The 15390-nt window shown below is 55.1% G+C and carries 16 protein-coding genes; 10 read left to right on the top strand and 6 right to left on the bottom strand.

Features of this window, described 5'->3' with window-relative positions; all coding sequences use genetic code 11:
• Window positions 1-53: 53 nt before the first annotated feature.
• Window positions 54-1025: a retropepsin-like aspartic protease gene (locus B3075_RS03465; protein WP_094136942.1), complete on the top strand. Its 972-nt coding sequence runs from the start codon at window positions 54-56 to the stop codon at window positions 1023-1025.
• On the opposite strand, the gene B3075_RS03460 is transcribed toward B3075_RS03465, so the two are convergent.
• From B3075_RS03460 to B3075_RS03450, 3 genes are read right to left on the bottom strand one after another with little or no spacing between them, the layout of a single operon-like run.
• Window positions 1009-2295 (bottom strand): 3-deoxy-D-manno-octulosonic acid transferase, encoded by a 1287-nt coding sequence (locus B3075_RS03460; protein WP_290489653.1) that lies wholly within the window; start codon window positions 2293-2295, stop codon window positions 1009-1011. The two genes, B3075_RS03465 and B3075_RS03460, sit on opposite strands and share 17 nt — an antisense overlap.
• A 1-nt stretch (window position 2296) precedes the next feature.
• Entirely contained in the window at window positions 2297-2872 is a 576-nt protein-coding gene (locus tag B3075_RS03455; protein WP_290489652.1) for an RsmD family RNA methyltransferase, read from the bottom strand.
• A 36-nt stretch (window positions 2873-2908) separates the two neighbouring features.
• Complete coding sequence (locus tag B3075_RS03450) at window positions 2909-3670, bottom strand: hypothetical protein (RefSeq protein WP_094167854.1); 762 nt, start codon at window positions 3668-3670, stop codon at window positions 2909-2911.
• Window positions 3671-3743: 73 nt separating this feature from the next.
• On the opposite strand from B3075_RS03450, the gene B3075_RS03445 reads away from it, so the two are divergent.
• Window positions 3744-4187 (top strand): hypothetical protein, encoded by a 444-nt coding sequence (locus B3075_RS03445; RefSeq protein WP_290489651.1) that lies wholly within the window; start codon window positions 3744-3746, stop codon window positions 4185-4187.
• A 105-nt stretch (window positions 4188-4292) separates the two neighbouring features.
• On the opposite strand, the gene B3075_RS03440 is transcribed toward B3075_RS03445, so the two are convergent.
• Both B3075_RS03440 and B3075_RS03435 read right to left on the bottom strand, forming a co-directional pair.
• Window positions 4293-5219: a polyphosphate kinase 2 family protein gene (locus B3075_RS03440; protein WP_290489650.1), complete on the bottom strand. Its 927-nt coding sequence runs from the start codon at window positions 5217-5219 to the stop codon at window positions 4293-4295.
• A gap of 681 nt (window positions 5220-5900) precedes the next feature.
• The gene (locus B3075_RS03435) at window positions 5901-8081 is read right to left on the bottom strand and encodes an NPCBM/NEW2 domain-containing protein (protein ID WP_290489649.1); all 2181 of its coding nucleotides are present in this window, start codon (window positions 8079-8081) and stop codon (window positions 5901-5903) included.
• A 233-nt stretch (window positions 8082-8314) separates the two neighbouring features.
• Here B3075_RS03435 and B3075_RS03430 point away from each other — a divergent pair, with 233 nt between their 5' ends.
• Entirely contained in the window at window positions 8315-8782 is a 468-nt protein-coding gene (locus tag B3075_RS03430; protein ID WP_290489648.1) for a hypothetical protein, read from the top strand.
• On the top strand, window positions 8779-9597 hold the full coding sequence (locus tag B3075_RS03425) for an alpha/beta hydrolase (protein WP_290489647.1): 819 nt from the start codon (window positions 8779-8781) through the stop codon (window positions 9595-9597). Before B3075_RS03430 ends, B3075_RS03425 begins: the two co-directional genes overlap by 4 nt.
• A 6-nt stretch (window positions 9598-9603) precedes the next feature.
• On the opposite strand, the gene tsaE is transcribed toward B3075_RS03425, so the two are convergent.
• Window positions 9604-10053, bottom strand: a complete 450-nt coding sequence (gene tsaE / locus B3075_RS03420; protein WP_102738649.1) for a tRNA (adenosine(37)-N6)-threonylcarbamoyltransferase complex ATPase subunit type 1 TsaE — start codon at window positions 10051-10053, stop codon at window positions 9604-9606.
• An 88-nt stretch (window positions 10054-10141) separates the two neighbouring features.
• Here tsaE and rplU point away from each other — a divergent pair, with 88 nt between their 5' ends.
• The 6 genes from rplU (at window position 10142) to B3075_RS03390 (ending at window position 14843) form a co-directional block, all read left to right on the top strand.
• Window positions 10142-10459 (top strand): 50S ribosomal protein L21, encoded by a 318-nt coding sequence (gene rplU, locus B3075_RS03415; protein ID WP_094136932.1) that lies wholly within the window; start codon window positions 10142-10144, stop codon window positions 10457-10459.
• Window positions 10460-10485: 26 nt separating this feature from the next.
• On the top strand, window positions 10486-10749 hold the full coding sequence (gene rpmA / locus B3075_RS03410; protein WP_012419538.1) for a 50S ribosomal protein L27: 264 nt from the start codon (window positions 10486-10488) through the stop codon (window positions 10747-10749).
• 155 nt (window positions 10750-10904) lie between these two features.
• Window positions 10905-11345, top strand: a complete 441-nt coding sequence (locus B3075_RS03405) for a Fur family transcriptional regulator (protein WP_031930286.1) — start codon at window positions 10905-10907, stop codon at window positions 11343-11345.
• Window positions 11346-11360: 15 nt separating this feature from the next.
• Window positions 11361-12119 carry a Fe-S cluster assembly ATPase SufC gene (gene sufC / locus B3075_RS03400; protein ID WP_180975542.1) on the top strand — a complete coding sequence of 253 codons (759 nt, stop codon included), beginning with the start codon at window positions 11361-11363 and terminating at the stop codon, window positions 12117-12119.
• Window positions 12120-12141: 22 nt separating this feature from the next.
• Window positions 12142-13578 (top strand): Fe-S cluster assembly protein SufB, encoded by a 1437-nt coding sequence (gene sufB / locus B3075_RS03395; protein WP_102738647.1) that lies wholly within the window; start codon window positions 12142-12144, stop codon window positions 13576-13578.
• An 11-nt stretch (window positions 13579-13589) separates the two neighbouring features.
• On the top strand, window positions 13590-14843 hold the full coding sequence (locus tag B3075_RS03390; RefSeq protein WP_094136930.1) for a SufB/SufD family protein: 1254 nt from the start codon (window positions 13590-13592) through the stop codon (window positions 14841-14843).
• Window positions 14844-15390: the final 547 nt, after the last annotated feature.

Here is a 15390-nt window from a genome sequence, read left to right as displayed (position 1 = left end):
GCTCCTTCAGAATTGGCTTGTCAAACTGCAAAAACACGCTTAATGGTGAAAAAATGCTATCCTCATGCAGCTTCATCCGCACTTCCCTGGCTCTTCTGGCGTTAGGGACGCTTCCCTTATCCGCAGAAGAACAGGCGGTTCCCGCCGCAGGCGGCCCTGTCGTATCCATTACTGACCTGAACCCCGTAAAGCTGGAGAGGGATTCCCGCAGCAAGCTTCTTGTAGCGCAATGCGCTGTCAATGGAGTCCCATGCAATCTTATTGTGGACACGGCGGCTTCCCACACCACATTTGACATCAAATTCATCAAGAAGAATTTTCCCGGCCTGCCTCTTGAAGACGTTCAAATCGCCCCTGGTTCCAACGTCCGTGCCGCCCCCCGGCTATTTGCCATGCGGTCTTTCTCCATGGGAGGGCTTCATATTAAAAATTTCTTCGGCCTTGCCCTGGATCTTACTCCCCTGCAAAAGGATATGCAGGTGAAGGTGGACGGCATTCTGGGCATCAACTACCTGGGGTTCTCCCCATTCCTGCTGTCCGTCAGGAACGCTTCTCTGCAGTTTCTGGAACGCTCCCGCTTCCCCGTCCAATACATGAAGCCGCTGGATGTGGAACGAGGTCCTTCCGGAATTTTTTACATCCGCTGTTCCCGTGGGGGAGACGCTTTCCCCCTGGCCCTTGACTCCGGCTCTTCTCTTTCCATGGCGCCGGTGGAACAGTGGCCCGTGGATCCGAACGGCCATCAGCTCACCACCAAAGCGACCGACATTAACGGACACAACGGGGATTGTACTGTCATGAAACTGGGTATCCCCTCCACGCTCCGCATGGGACCGGACTTCCAAATGGACGGCCTTTCCTTTGCCGTAACGGGAACAGGGGGCCGATACCAGATTGGCGTGGACACCTTCCAGCATTTTGACATCATCATTGATGCGCCGCAAGGGGAAGTTTTCGCCCTCCCGCCCCATTCCAGGCCGGAGCCTCAGGGGCAAAAAACTCCCGATATTAAACGGGAATCTTGAGCATGATGCAGATCATGCGAATGGTCCGGGCCGTAGCGCCGAAATGGGCCTTCAGCGCCACCTGGGCGCGGGAAGACTGGGCATGAGCTAGCAGGGGATTGTCCAGCATCTCCTTGAGCACGTCCGCCAGACGGTCTTCTCCACACCTGGTGATTCCGTCCACGCCTTCAAGCAGCTGGACCAGGCCATCGAAATTTTCCATATGAGGCCCCGTCAGCACGGGCACGCCGCAGGCGACGGCTTCAGCCGGATTCTGGCCACCGTCCGCCAAAAAGCTTTTGCCGATCACGGCTACATCCGCCAGCGCAGTCCAGTCCCTCAATTCCCCCGTCGTATCCGCGATGTAACAAACATGGTCCTTCAGGGTTTCCGGAATTTCCCCATCAGTCCGCAGCACGCACTGCCAGCCTTGGGCTTCCAGTTCCCGCACCACGGCATGGCGGCGTTCCGCATGCCTGGGCACGATCAGGGGAAAGCCCCCCGCCTTGCGCGCCGCCTCCGCAATCAAAACTTCCTCCCCGTCATGCGTGCTGGCGGCCAGCACTACAGGCTTGCCGCGTTTCAGCTTGTCCAGAATGGAGGCAAACTCCGCATTAACCTCCTTGCGCTCCACCATTTGCTGGTCAAATTTGATGCTTCCCGTTACATGGATGATGGAGGAACGCACGCCCACGGATTCAAACCTCCGGACATCTCCCTTGTCCTGTACACCCATAGCGTCAAGGAAGGAAAAATAATACTTTGAAATCCATTTAAAAGCGCGGTAACGGCTCTCGGATCTGGCGGACATGCGGGCATTAATCATCGCCATGGGTATGCCGCGCACCCTGGCGGCGCGGGCAAAGTTCGGCCACAACTCGGCCTCCACCAGAACAATGGCTTCCGGTTCAAAACGGTCAAAACACCTTCCCGGCAGGCCCAGAAGGTCAAAAGGGGCATAAATCACGCGCACGCCGGGAACCTGCGCATTCACCGCCGTATCATGCCCCGTAGCCGTACTGGTGGCCAGCACGGCGGAACCTCCGCGTTCCCGGAGCCACGCCCGGAGAAACTTGAGAGCCAGCACCACTTCACCCACGCTTACGGCATGCACATACAATACCCCCTTCGGTTCCCGGTTATAGGAGACCCGGTACAGCCCGAAACGCTCCAGAAGCCCCGTGCCGAATCCGCCTCTTCTCTTCTGCTTAAGCAGATAGGAAGGCAGCGTCACCAGCCATCCGACGGTATACAGAATATTGTAGCAGAAGGAAAACAGGAAGGCTTTCATCTTACTTCTCAGGTAATTGGTAGAACAGCAGCATATTTTTCCCGTACCGGCGGGTATCCACCAGATTCAGGCCGTCAATTTCCGCGGCGCCTTCCCTTCCGGTACCCCAGCCCTCCTGCACTTCCGCAATAAACACGCCGCCGTCCTTCAACAGCCCGGCAACTCCTGCCTCCGCCAGCTCAACAATAAAGTCGCGGTCCGCCGGACCCTTGCAATAAGGAGGATCTGCAAAAATAATATCGTACTTCCTGCCGGCCAGCAGGTCTCTTTTTACAAACTGGACGGCATCCCCCTGGATAACGGTTCCGCCTTCCAGGCCTGTTTTGATGAGATTGGCCTTGGCCGCCGCGCAGGAGAGACGGGAAAAATCCACCATGCGGGCGTTTCCCGCCCCACGGCTGAGAGCCTCCAGGCCGAAAGCGCCGGACCCGGTAAACAAATCCAGCACGTCGGCCCCGTCCATCAGCGGATTCAGGATGGAAAAAACGGCCTCCCTGACCCGGTCTGTCGTGGGACGCACTTCCCCTTTGGGAACAGACAGGGTTATGCCGCCGGCCTTTCCGCTGATAATACGCATTGTTGTCTTACCGGAAATGAAAGAAACATCATATCCCTACTGGCGGGCCTTGGCCTTGGCCTTCTCCAGCAAAGGGTCCCCCGCGATGCGGGTGACGGGAACGCGCAGAACGATGGACTGGTTGGCAATGGCAACATTGTCCGGGTTCTTTTCGGACATGTTGTAAACGAAATAGGCATATTTGCCGTCCTTGCTCTTGCCCGCAATGATAGTCTCCGTCAGGGTGGAAAGGATGGTTTTCTTTTCCATCGTCCATTCCTTGCCGCTCCACGCGCCATACACATTCAGTTCGTCATAGGACACGTCCCCTTTCAGGGACAGGGTTCCGTTGGGAGAAATCCACGACTTGGTGCTGGAATCATACTTCAGCGTGCTCATCGGCAGCGGCCCCTGCTGCGCCACAGCAGCCAAATCCCATATATTCCGTTCTCCCGAAGCGAAAATGCCCAGGGCCACAGGCGCTACTTCCTGCACCTGCTTCAGCTTCCAGCACTCCAGATACTTGGCATACTCGTCCTTGGTCCAGCCCAGGCGTTCATCATACGGGACGGGCTGGCCGGGGACAATCTGGCTGACAAGCTCTTTCTTGTCCTTGTCGGGCAGGGAGGCGAAAACGCCGTCTATCTTTTCCATAAACGGCTGCAGACTTTCATCAAGCACAACGCTGACGGCGGCGGCTTCCGCCATTTTGCCGACCGGGAGATATTCGCCAACTATTTCCGGCTTTTCCGCTGCGGACAGGGAAGAAACCAGAACGGGGACCATCAGTGTTAAAGCCAGATTGCGGAGCGCTTTCATAACGTGTTCGTACATTTTACTCAACAAAAGACCCTTGGCAAGAGTCAAAGTGAGTGTTATCCGTATGCATATCATGAGTTGGAAGTTACTTTTCACTACCCTGTCCGCCGCTCTGTGCCTTGCTTCCTGCGTATCCACCCCGGCATCACGCATCCAGAAAAATCCGGCCCTTTTCAATTCCCTCCCGCCCAACCAGAAAACACTGGTGGAATCCGGGCAAATTGCGGAAGGGATGTCTCCGCCGGCCGTTTTCCTGGCCTGGGGGGACCCCTCCGCCGTAGCGGAAGGCAACCTTAACGGGAAATCCGCCACGCGCTGGATTTATTCCTCCCTTCAGCCGGTTTACACTCCGCCGCCCTCTTTCTGGGCCGGACCTTACTGGGGCGGCCCCTACTGGGGGCCGGGCTTCTACCGCCCCTATTACCCTTATTACAATGATGTCACCTACGTTCCAGTAAACACCGGATACGTGCTCTTTATCAACGGCAAAGTGCAATCCTGGGAACGCAGACGCTGACGACAACGGGATCTGCGCCATGAAATGGAATAAGGCGGCGCAGCCAAAAGGAGGGCTATCTCCCGCTGGCGCGCCGTTTTTCTCTCCGCGTTTCCAAATGCCTCTCTAATCCCCGCCCTCGGACAGGGGGCGTTCCAGTTCCTCCCGGAATTTGGGAAAGAACGCTTTCAATTCCCCGGAAACCTTCGGGTATTCCAGCCTCATTTCCGCCAGGGCCTCCACAATGGCGCACAAGCAGACGAGCCGGGAATACCACTTGTTGTCCGCCGGCACCACATACCATGGAGCCTCCCGGGAAGAGGTATGGCGTATCATCTCCTCATACGCTTTCTGGTACTGGCCCCAGAATTCGCGTTCGTGGATATCTCCTTCTGAAAACTTCCAGTTCTTGTCCGGAGTATCCAGCCGCGCCAGAAGGCGCTTTCTCTGTTCCTCCGGAGAAAGATTGAGGAATATTTTCACAATGCTCGTCTTGTTGGTGAGCAGGTGGCGTTCCAGATTATTAATGGACCTGAACCTCTCCTCCCAGAAAGCACTTTTGGCATGGGCGGGATTAAATCCCTCTCCGGCCAGAAACTCCGGATGCACGCGCACGCTAAGAACTTCTTCATAATAGGAGCGGTTGAAAATGCCAATCATTCCCCGCCTGGGCAGACGGGATACACACCGCCACAGGAAATCATGGCTCCGCTCCAGCGTGGAAGGCTGCTTGAAGCTGCTGACTACGCACCCCTGCGGATTGACGCCTCCCATCACATGCTTCACAATGCCATCCTTCCCCGCGCTGTCCATCGCCTGCAACACCACCAGCAGAGCATAAGACTCGCTGGCATACAATACTTCCTGAAGCTGTGCCAGCAATTCGATGCCCTTTTCCAGGTTATCCACGGCCTCTTTCTTGCTGTCTTTGCCCAGTTTGCCGAGATCGCCCGGGTCATAGCGGGACAACTTGAATCCCCTGCCGTCCGTCACCCGGTACGGTTCAATAAATTTCCTGCATCTTTTGACCAGGCGGGAAGAAATATCCATCATTCCTATAATGACACCGCCCCTTCTCAAACTGTTGAAACAACAGTAAAACATCAATGCTTTTCTGTTTGAAGGATTCCACCCCGGCGATAGACGACACTTCCCGGCATAAATCAAGAACGTTCATCCTTGCCGGGCCCCATTGCATAAAAGCAGAAGTTAACCTCACTGCCCTGCAATAAGATCCAGCCGTGCAGTAAAAACGGCGCAATCAAAAAACAACCAGCGTCTTTGGCCCCCTCCTGAAAAAACAGGATGATAAAAATATCCAGAATATATTAAATAACTTTATCCAACAGCCTTCCGTTCCCTGCTGCATGGCGCACAATACAGTATAACTTCATCAATCCAAAAATTTTGATTATTCAGGGAAACAAGAAGAACAAAAAAGTAAAATCCGCCATGTTTGACGCCTTCGTCATTGCCTTTCCCCGCTCTTTCTTGTTCCCGGCACATAGTGCAGGTCAATATGGCGGGACTGCATCTCCGGCCCTGTTTTTTACAGGAAAAAAATCACACTTCTATTGAATATCAATGAACAGATATTCAAATAGATTTATTTTTCTTCTTATCTCTGCAACTTTGAAAAGCTCTGAATGCTTTTATCCCGGAAAATATATTGCCGCCGGATACGCAATCCGCGGGAAAATGTAATTTCTATGAATATTGCTTAAAATAAAAAACTTACTCACCAAAACGAACCTGGTCTGCGGGAGTATTTTCCAGCTTGCAGTCTTCAAGAGTCCATGTGCATGGAGGCAGCACCTTGTTATCTTTAATCAGAATATTGGCGCATCTTCTGAATTGGAAAGGTTTCTGCCCCCACCCCTTAAACTCATCATTGTAAATGACTTTATTATTGATAAACCTGAGGTTGTCCGTGGAAATGGCGAACAGCAGCGGCACATCGAACGTCTTGAAAACATTATTTTCTATCAGCACATTGCGATGATAGTAATCCTTCTGTCTCCCCAGCTGCTTGACTTCCGGGTAAATGGAAATAATGGCATTCGTAAACTGGTAGCGCGAGGTCAGGTTGTTAATGAACGTATTTTTGCGGATCACCACTTCATGGCAGGCGCCGCTTTCATACCACCCCTGGGCATCCCCTGCCAATAGAATGGCGGAGCCGGAGGAATGGTCAAACAAATTGCCCTCCACCAGCACTCTCTCCGGAGTTGTGAAAAGAGATCCTCGTGCACGGTTGTTGCGGACGATATTGTCGCGGAAAACCACGGAAGGGTAAAAATCCGCATTCTCCACGGCATCCCCGGCCCTGACGGAGGGGGGAAGCGGCTCTTCCACCGTAATCACCAATTCCGAGGAACTTTTTTTCACGGCCGTTTTCACAGTGGCCGTTCCTCCGGGTTCCAGCGTAGGACCGTTGATGAAACGGATTTTTTCACCGGGAAGAAATACCTCAAACCCCACCGCCTGACGATGCATGTATTTGCACTTCAGGGTATGACTGTCCACTACTTCCATCACGCCCAGGCAGGTGGAATGGACATTGATGGCGTCATCCATCATCCCTTCGAAAAGGGCTTTCTCCACCACGATTGCGCCCCGGGTATTGGAAAAATGGGTAGCGTCCGCTCCGGCGGTGTGCACGCGCCCCGTACCTTTCCTGACCATGACTCCGCCGCCTTTCATATGAAAATCCTCCGACCGCTGGACCAGCAGCGCCATGCCTGAACTCTGGTGCAGGGATACGTCATTCAGTGATGTTTTCCGCGCCCGGTACACCACGCATCCCGGATGGGGACGGTTGTAATTCCGCAGCACCAGCGTATCCCCCGGCTTGATTCCCTTCTGCTTGAGGTTCCAGTCCAGACGGAGACGGTTCCCGCCCAGCGGCTCCACATGTCCGTTCCAGCCGATGTCCGATGTATTGGCGATGATATGTCCCGTCCCCTTCTCAAAGGCCATGCAGTGTCCCATCCCTTCTTCCCAGCCTTTCCCCTGAAAGACGAATCTGTTGTTCCGAATTTCGTAAGGATAGGCTTTTTTGTCTATTTCCACTTCCGTAAACCGGTCGTCCGCCTTCATGACGCGCGCCTCCGTGCACCAGGACCGTTCGTAATCCACGGCCAAACGGTTGACGCTGACATTTTCGCAGTCCATCACCAGCAGGGGAACCACCTTGCCATGAAAAAGAAACAGGGAACCATTGCCCTCCACGCGGACATTTCTCAAATCGGCCAGGGGCACGCACACCGGATGAATCAGCGGCTGGTCATGGTTGGAAATATGGAAGCTCATGTTCAAAGCCCCCTCCGGATAAAAATGGTAAACGCCCCCGGGGATGTTCAAAACGCCTCCGCCCTGCTTTCGGAGAGCGGAAACGGCTGCCCTCAGCGCCGGCCCCTGGTCTTTTCTGACGCCGGGAACCATGCCGAATTCAGAGGCATTCACCACAGCTCCCTTCGCCCCCTGCCCACTTCCTCCCGTCTTCCAGGCCAGGTCCACCCAGTCCGCATGATCGTAGGAATTGTTGTCCACCCGGTCGGCCATCAGGTAAAGATGCCGTATGCCGTTTTCCGCCACCGGAATGGAAAACTTCTTCGCGGCCATCCCCCTCTTCATCACGCCGGAACTCCACAAAACCCCGGAACCGCTCATCACGCGGAATTCCACGCTTCCGTCCCCATCCGCACCGTCATCAACGCCGCATGCTCCTTCCAGCCTCAGAATTTTCGGGGTTTCCGGAACGGGAAGGGGAATCATGGACGTAGCGTGCGTACCGATTCCCGTGGCATATTTCTTGCCGCCTATGCTCAACCCCGCATTACTGAAAGAACGGTCCAGCCGGGTTTCCCCCGTCTCCTGGCGGGCCATCAGCAGGCTGGAGGCAGGCACTTTCACGGCGATGGCTCCAGATTGGGCAGCTTCTTCCCCGCCTAGGGACTGCGCCGGGAAAAATCCCGCCAGACACGCTGCCGCTGCAAAACTCCATGAAAACATCCGGACGAACATATATATCCTTTATACCCTTTTCCCGTTTTTCTTCTATCGAAAAAATTTCAATCCCTGAAAAAGACCATCATTAAGAGAAAAGAGAGATTGCCTTCCCCGTCAAATTCAGAAACACTGTTTCCATGCGATCAGCATTCTTCCTACTGCCCGGCATCCCGCTGGCGCTTTCCTCCTGCGGGCGCGGAGGCGCCACGCTTGAAACGGATAACGTCCAGGCGGAATGGTTCCCCAACGGCAGTAGAACGGAGATTGTCCTGGAAGGGGAAAGCGAACCCGTTTCCGAACGGGAAGTCCGGCATTCCTCTTCCGGCATGACTCTTTTTTACCATTCGCTGGGGGAAGGAAGAGGAACGCTGGAAAGCACAGGAAGGGGGACGGAAACGGCTACAGTAACATACAGCCAGGGAGCCTCTTCCACAGTGCTGCATTTCAAAACGCCCTCCCGGGAAGTATTCCTGAATGATGTAAGCCGCCTGGACGCGGAGGGCAAAACGGCCCTCCTGAACGGCTGGAGCTGCCGGGAACGGGGCACAGCCCGGCTCCGCACCGGGACAGCCGGAACCATGACCACGAAGAAAAACGTTCCATGAACCTTCTGAGACTACTGAAAACGGGAACATGGAAAATCCCGTGCACACTTCTGCTTGCCGGAGCGCTGGCCCTGGCGTGCCTCCAGTGCTCCGTCCGCTCCCTGGTGTACCTGCCGCCCCAGCCCAGGGACAAAACCGCGTATCTGGAAAAACGGGCCGCCTGGGAACCGCATCGGCGCACCTTCCACCATAATGGGGCCAAACTCAGCGGCTGGCTTATTGAAAAGAAGGGGCAGCCCCTCCTGGTATATTACGGGGGAAACGCCATGGACATCTCCATGATGCTTCCCTACCTGGACCGGTTTCCCCATGCCAAGCTCCTGGTCAATTACCGCGGGTACGGGCTCAGCACCGGCACCCCCACGGAACAGGATATTATGGGAGACTCCCTGGCTATTCTTGACTCCGTGCTGAAGGAAACCGGAAGAACGCCGGATGACGTCATTCTGGTCGGGCAAAGCCTCGGTTCCGGAGTCGCTACCCAGGTAGCCTCTGTCAGGCACGTGAAAAAACTGGTGCTGCTGGTTCCTTTTGACAGCCTTCTGGAAACCGCCCGGGGCCTCTTTCCGTACCTGCCCGTCAGGCTTCTCCTTCCGGACCACTTCCGGTCGGACCTGGCCGCGCCCAAAGTCGCCTGCCCTGTCAGCATTCTGGCCGCGGGAGCGGATGAAGTCATTCCGCCGAACCACGCCAAACGGCTTCGGGACTGTTTCTCCGTACCGGTCAGCTACCAGGAATTCCCCGGAGCCATGCATAATACCATCTGGTCCAGCCCCGGCTTTGACAAAGCATTTTCCCAAAGCATCGGGTACTAATCCGTTTCATTCCGCAGGGGCCAGAGACACGCGGCGCAGGCAGCTTCCTTCATGTTCCAGCAACAGCCATGAGGCTTCTTCCGGAAGCGCTTCCGGAAACAGGTTGGCCCATTCGACAATGAGCACGGTCTCTCCGTCCAGATACTCTTCCCACCCTATGCCGGTCAGCTCGGACTCATCCTTCAGGCGGTAAAAATCAAAATGGCACGCCGGCAGACGGCCGTCAGCATGCTCATGCACCAGGGAAAATGTCGGGCTGGCTGCCGCCTCGGAGCTCCCCAGCCCCTCCATAATGCCCTGGGTCAGGTGCGTCTTTCCGGCCCCCAGCTCACCCACCACGCCCAGAATTTCACCGGGCATTAAAATTTTACCTATTCGCCTTCCCAGTTCCCTCATTTCCTCCGGGGAATGAGTCAAAACGGGACCGTTTTTAAAAATTTTATGCCATTCGCTCATTTTTTCATGAAATTTTGCTTGTCTAAAAGAAAGTCATATGGTTTATTGCGGCTCCCGCATCTGCGGGCGAACCTTAACAGTGATAGCAATGGCATACGCAATTTTCAAAACAGGTGGCAAGCAGTACCGCGTCCAGACGGGCGACGTGATCGACGTTGAATGCATCAATACCCTTGAAGAGGGGGCCGAAGCAAGCTTCGATCAGGTGCTTATGGTGGAAAATGACGGAAAAGTGACCGTCGGCGCCCCCATGGTGGAAGGAGCTACAGTCTCCGCCAAGGTGGTCAGCCAGTTCCGCGGCAAAAAGATCATCGCTTTCAAATTCAAGCGCCGCAAGGGCTTCCACAAGAAAAAAGGTTCCCGCCGCGCCATGACGAAGCTGGAAATCACCGCTATCAACGCCTAATCTCAACCCTTAATTTTTATTATCTTATGGCTCACAAGAAAGGTCAAGGTTCTGTCAAGAACGGTCGCGACTCCCGCAGCAAGCGCCTCGGCGTTAAAAAATTCGGCGGACAGGAAGTGATCGCGGGCAACATCATCATCCGCCAGCGCGGCACCAAGTGGCACCCCGGCAAGGGCGTAGGCATGGGTCGTGACTACACCATCTTCTCCCTGGTGGACGGCCGCGTGTTCTTTGACCGCGAAGGCCGCCGCGTCAATGTGGCTCCGGAAGGATCTGAAGCCGCCAACTAAATTACGGATTACTCTATCTCCCTGCAGGGGCGGCCATCCACAGGGATGACCGCCCCTTTTTCTACCCTTCTCCGCGCTCCAACAAATAACAGGAATTGTTCTTGCAAAACAATTACCCCTCCCCCACTATCCACGCAGAGCATGAAAAATAAGATATGAATCCCAAAACAGATTCCAAGCAGGCCGTCCGCACCGCCTCTACCCTGCCGGTCATTTCCGGGTTGAGACTTACCAAGCAAAGGCAGGAAGTCTATCAGGTTCTTCTGGAACAAAGGGATCATCCTACGGCCAATGAAGTTTACCAGCGGGTACGCAAAAAACTCCCCAGCATTTCCCTGGCCACCGTTTACAACTGCCTAGAGGCTCTGGTGAACCACGGCCTGGTCAATCAGGTCAACTTTGAACGCAGCTCTTCCCGCTTCTGTCCCAATCTCGTTGAACACGGCCACTTCCAGGACACCCGGACCGGACGCATTTATGACATCACCATCAAGGAAGGCGTGGACCTGAAGGAATTCATCAACCTGCCCGACGACGTGTGCGTGGAAGAAGCCCAAATCACCCTGAGGGGGTCCATCACCACGCCGCAGGGCTAACTCTCTTTCATCATCATGAGTCTGGTCATTAAAAATTTGCACGCCAATGTGCAAGGCACGGAAATACTTAAAGGCATCAATCTGGAAATTCCCAAAGGAGAGGTGCATGCGATCATGGGGCCCAACGGTTCCGGGAAAAGCACTTTATCCAAAGTGCTTTGCGGACATCCGGACTATGAGGTAACGGAGGGGGAAGCCTGGCTGGACGGACAGAACCTGCTGGATATGAGCATTGACGAGCGCAGCAGGGCGGGACTCTTCCTGGCATTCCAGTATCCCATGGAAGTTCCCGGCGTCTCCAACGCCAACTTCCTTCGTGCGGCCATGCAGGCCCGCATGCCCCACGGGGAGGAACTGGATGCGGTCACCTTCTACAAAACGCTCTATGCAAAAATGGACCAGCTCGGCATGGCCCGCAAATTTACGTCCCGCGCCGTTAACGAAGGTTTTTCCGGTGGAGAGAAAAAGCGCAATGAGGTGCTGCAAATGCTTCTTCTGGATCCCCTGTACGCCATTCTGGATGAAACGGATTCCGGCCTGGACATCGATGCCCTCCGCATTGTCTCGGAAGGGGTCAACTCCATGCGGTCCCCCTTCCGCAGCTTCCTGGTTATCACCCACTACAAACGCCTGCTGGACTACATCAGGCCGGATGTGGTCCACGTGCTGGCTGACGGGCGGATCGTCCGGACCGGAGGCGGAGAACTGGTGGACGAACTGGAAAGCAGGGGATACGAGTTCCTGAAAGACACGGAAACAGCGGAAAAGGCGTAATGCCGCCATCCGGCCATCAATCATGAGCGATACACCTGACATGCCAGAGAACGGGAACACACAGAACCTGTTTGACTTCGACCGGAGTAAGGGAAACTTCTCCTTCCCGGAGCGCCATAAATTTGATGCCGGATACGGCCTGACGGAGGCCACCATTGACTACATCTGCGACGTCAAGGACGACCCGGAATGGGTGCGCCAGTTCCGCAAAAACGCGCTTGCCGTTTTTGAAAGCAAGCCCATGCCCATCCACTGGGCTTCTCCGGATATTAAAAAAATAGATTTCTCCCAAATCCGCTACTACCTCTCCGACGGAGAACGGCCCAAACGAAGCTGGGACGACGTGCCGGAGGACGTCAAGCGCACCTTCGAACGCCTGGGCGTCCCGGAACAGGAACGCCAGTTTCTGGCGGGCGTGGAAGCCCAGTACGACTCCGAATCCGCCTACTCCAACATGAAGGAGGAACTCCGCAGCCAGGGCGTTATCTTCGTCAACTCCACGGAAGGCCTGAAACACCATGAAGACGTCTTCCGCCCCTGGTTTGGAAAAGTCATTCCCACGGGAGACAACAAATTCTCCGCCCTGAACAGCGCGGTATTTTCCGGAGGTTCCTTTATTTACGTGCCCAAAGGGGTTAAACTTAAACATCCTCTCCAGGCCTACTTCCGCATCAACTCGGAAAATTTCGGGCAGTTCGAACGAACTCTCATCATTGCGGACGAAGGAGCGGAACTCATGTACATGGAAGGATGCACGGCGCCCCAGTTTGAAACTTCCACCCTCCACTCCGCCGTTGTGGAGCTGGTCGCGCTCAAGGGAGCGAAAATTCAGTACGTCACCGTGCAAAACTGGTCCTCCAATGTCTTCAACATGGTCACCAAACGCGGCCTTGCCATGGAAGATGCGGAAATCCGCTGGATAGACTGCAACATTGGCTCCGGCCTCACCATGAAATACCCGGCTGTGGTGCTCAAGGGCAGGCGCGCGCGCGGGGAAGTCATCTCCATCGCCCTGGCAAACACGGGCCAGCATCAAGATACGGGGGCCAAAATGATCCATGCGGCGGACGACACTACGTCCAACATCGTTTCCAAATCCATCAGCATTGGCGAAGGGCGCGCCAGCTACCGGGGCCAGGTAATCATGGGCAAAGGGCTCAAGGGTTGCAAAAACAACACGGAATGCGACGCCCTTCTTCTGGCGGCCAACAGCCGTACGGACACCTACCCCGCCATCACGGTAAAAGGGGATGGAGGCACGGTGCAGCATGAGGCGTCCGTCTCCCAGGTCTCCGAAGAAATGCTTTTTTACATGCAGCAGCGGGGCATTCCGAAAGCTGCGGCGATGTCCCTGGCCGTCAATGGATTCATTAACGACCTCGTTCAGGAATTCCCCATGGAATACTCTGTGGAGCTGCGCAGGCTCATTGATCTGGAAATGGAAGACAGCATCGGATAAGGAGGGAAATAATGGACCATTTGCTTAACGAAGAACAATTCCCCGCAGGCATTCTTCCCGCATGGTTTGAAGCCCGGCGCCGCCATGCCCTGGAGCAGGCGGAACAGCTTCCGGGACCTTCCCGCCATATGGAATCCTGGCGTTTCGGCGCCCCCGGCAACGAATCCCTGGAACATGTGGAAGCGGCTCCTCCTGCAGATCCGGAAACCTTGGCCCCCATCATCAGGGAACGTGCCTCCATGCCGGAGGCCCTCCGCATTGTCTACGCCAACGGAATCCCCGTTTCCATCCCGGAAGAACTGCCGGAAGGTCTTTCCGTAATGGATATGGAAGACTTTGTGCTGCAATGCCCGGACACCGCCCGGAAATACCTGGAAACAGAGACGGAAACGCTCGGTTCCGAAAAACTGTCGGCATTGGCGACGGCCCTCCAGCACAACGGGCTGGTTATTATGGCGGACAGGGAAATCTCCCTCCCTCTGGAAATACTCCACTTCATTTCCGGAGATAACGTGGCCGTTTTTCCCTCCACGCTGCTCATTGCGGAAACCGGGAGCCGCCTGCGTATTCTGGAACGCCACATTAGCGCAGACCATGGCCGCCAATTCTGCGGAGCGCTCCAGCAGTACCATCTTTCCTCCGCGTCATCTGTCAAATACGCGCTGGTTCAGGAACTTAACAGCCGTTCCCGTGCCGTGGAGCTTTCCCATATGATGGCGGATGATTCCGCGGAAATGGAACATCTCGTCAGCCATCCCGGCGCGGCATGGGCCAGGCAGGAGACGGTCTGCATCCTGAACGGAGACGGCGCAGGAGTCCGTCTGCTTTCCGCCAACCATCTCAAGGAAAACAAGAAGCTGGACCAGAGAACCTGCCAGAAGCACCTTTACCGCGGAGCCTCCAGCAACCTGCTTTACGCCAACGTGCTTGACGACGAAGCCAGCAGCATTTTCAGCGGCATGATCCTGGTGGCGGAAGGAGCACATGACACCAGCGCCTATCAAAGCAACCGCAATCTCATTCTCAGCCCCAGAGCGGAAGCCAACTCCATTCCCGGTCTGGAAATCCTGGCGGACAGAGTGCAGTGTTCGCACGGTTCCGCCACATCCTCCATTTCTCCGGAAGAAATCTTCTACCTGCTTTCACGGGGAATTCCGGAGCAGACGGCGCGCAGCATGATTGCCCAGGGCTTCCTGAAACATGCCTTGGACCAATTTGGCGATGAGACCATACGTGCCGCGGTAGAAAGCCTTATCCTGCCCTGACCGCTATTTCATGAAAACAAAAAAGGCGGAGAAAAGGTCCTCCCTATCCCCTCTTTCCCGTCCTGACATTCATGTGCCTCTGCAAGAAAACTGTCACAAGCAGAAACAGGGCCGTTCCCCCCATCATGCTGTAATACCATTCACGGTAAGGCGTATGGTACTGAAGGAGGATTTCCGTCTGCTGCTCCGAATCCGGGACAGAAACAAGAATGGAATAACGCTCAGTACTGGATAAAGGAAGCTCTTCTCCCTTCCCGGTGCGGGCGCTCCATCCCCTGGAATAGCTCTCAAGCACAGACAACTCCTTTGTTCCCGGCGGCACGGTGACATGGATTTTGTTATTCGTTCTCCAATCCGGAACAACAGGGGAAAAATGATTTTCTTCCCCTTGGGCGCGGACGAAATAGCGTCCACGGTACAAGGGATTTTTCAGCAAGCAGAAATTTCCCGTTTCCTGAACCAGAATCCACCCGTCAAGATCTGCAAGTTCTTTTCCCTTAGAGTTACAGCTTGACTCCGGATTGTAAATCCGCCCTCCCCCCTCAAG

The sequence above is a fragment of the Akkermansia sp. UBA7090 genome, from assembly GCF_002493465.1.
Taxonomy (GTDB): Bacteria; Verrucomicrobiota; Verrucomicrobiia; order Verrucomicrobiales; family Akkermansiaceae; genus Akkermansia; species Akkermansia muciniphila_A.
This window is presented reverse-complemented; position numbering and strand designations above follow the sequence as displayed.

Coding starts and splice junctions, on each gene's coding strand:
- B3075_RS03465 (WP_094136942.1), top strand. CDS start 54: ATGCTATCCTCATGCAGCTTCATCCGCACTTCCCTGGCTCTTCTGGCG.
- B3075_RS03460 (WP_290489653.1), bottom strand. CDS start 2,295: ATGAAAGCCTTCCTGTTTTCCTTCTGCTACAATATTCTGTATACCGTC.
- B3075_RS03455 (WP_290489652.1), bottom strand. CDS start 2,872: ATGCGTATTATCAGCGGAAAGGCCGGCGGCATAACCCTGTCTGTTCCC.
- B3075_RS03450 (WP_094167854.1), bottom strand. CDS start 3,670: ATGAAAGCGCTCCGCAATCTGGCTTTAACACTGATGGTCCCCGTTCTG.
- B3075_RS03445 (WP_290489651.1), top strand. CDS start 3,744: ATGAGTTGGAAGTTACTTTTCACTACCCTGTCCGCCGCTCTGTGCCTT.
- B3075_RS03440 (WP_290489650.1), bottom strand. CDS start 5,219: ATGATGGATATTTCTTCCCGCCTGGTCAAAAGATGCAGGAAATTTATT.
- B3075_RS03430 (WP_290489648.1), top strand. CDS start 8,315: ATGCGATCAGCATTCTTCCTACTGCCCGGCATCCCGCTGGCGCTTTCC.
- B3075_RS03425 (WP_290489647.1), top strand. CDS start 8,779: ATGAACCTTCTGAGACTACTGAAAACGGGAACATGGAAAATCCCGTGC.
- tsaE (WP_102738649.1), bottom strand. CDS start 10,053: ATGAGCGAATGGCATAAAATTTTTAAAAACGGTCCCGTTTTGACTCAT.
- rplU (WP_094136932.1), top strand. CDS start 10,142: ATGGCATACGCAATTTTCAAAACAGGTGGCAAGCAGTACCGCGTCCAG.
- rpmA (WP_012419538.1), top strand. CDS start 10,486: ATGGCTCACAAGAAAGGTCAAGGTTCTGTCAAGAACGGTCGCGACTCC.
- B3075_RS03405 (WP_031930286.1), top strand. CDS start 10,905: ATGAATCCCAAAACAGATTCCAAGCAGGCCGTCCGCACCGCCTCTACC.
- sufC (WP_180975542.1), top strand. CDS start 11,361: ATGAGTCTGGTCATTAAAAATTTGCACGCCAATGTGCAAGGCACGGAA.
- sufB (WP_102738647.1), top strand. CDS start 12,142: ATGAGCGATACACCTGACATGCCAGAGAACGGGAACACACAGAACCTG.
- B3075_RS03390 (WP_094136930.1), top strand. CDS start 13,590: ATGGACCATTTGCTTAACGAAGAACAATTCCCCGCAGGCATTCTTCCC.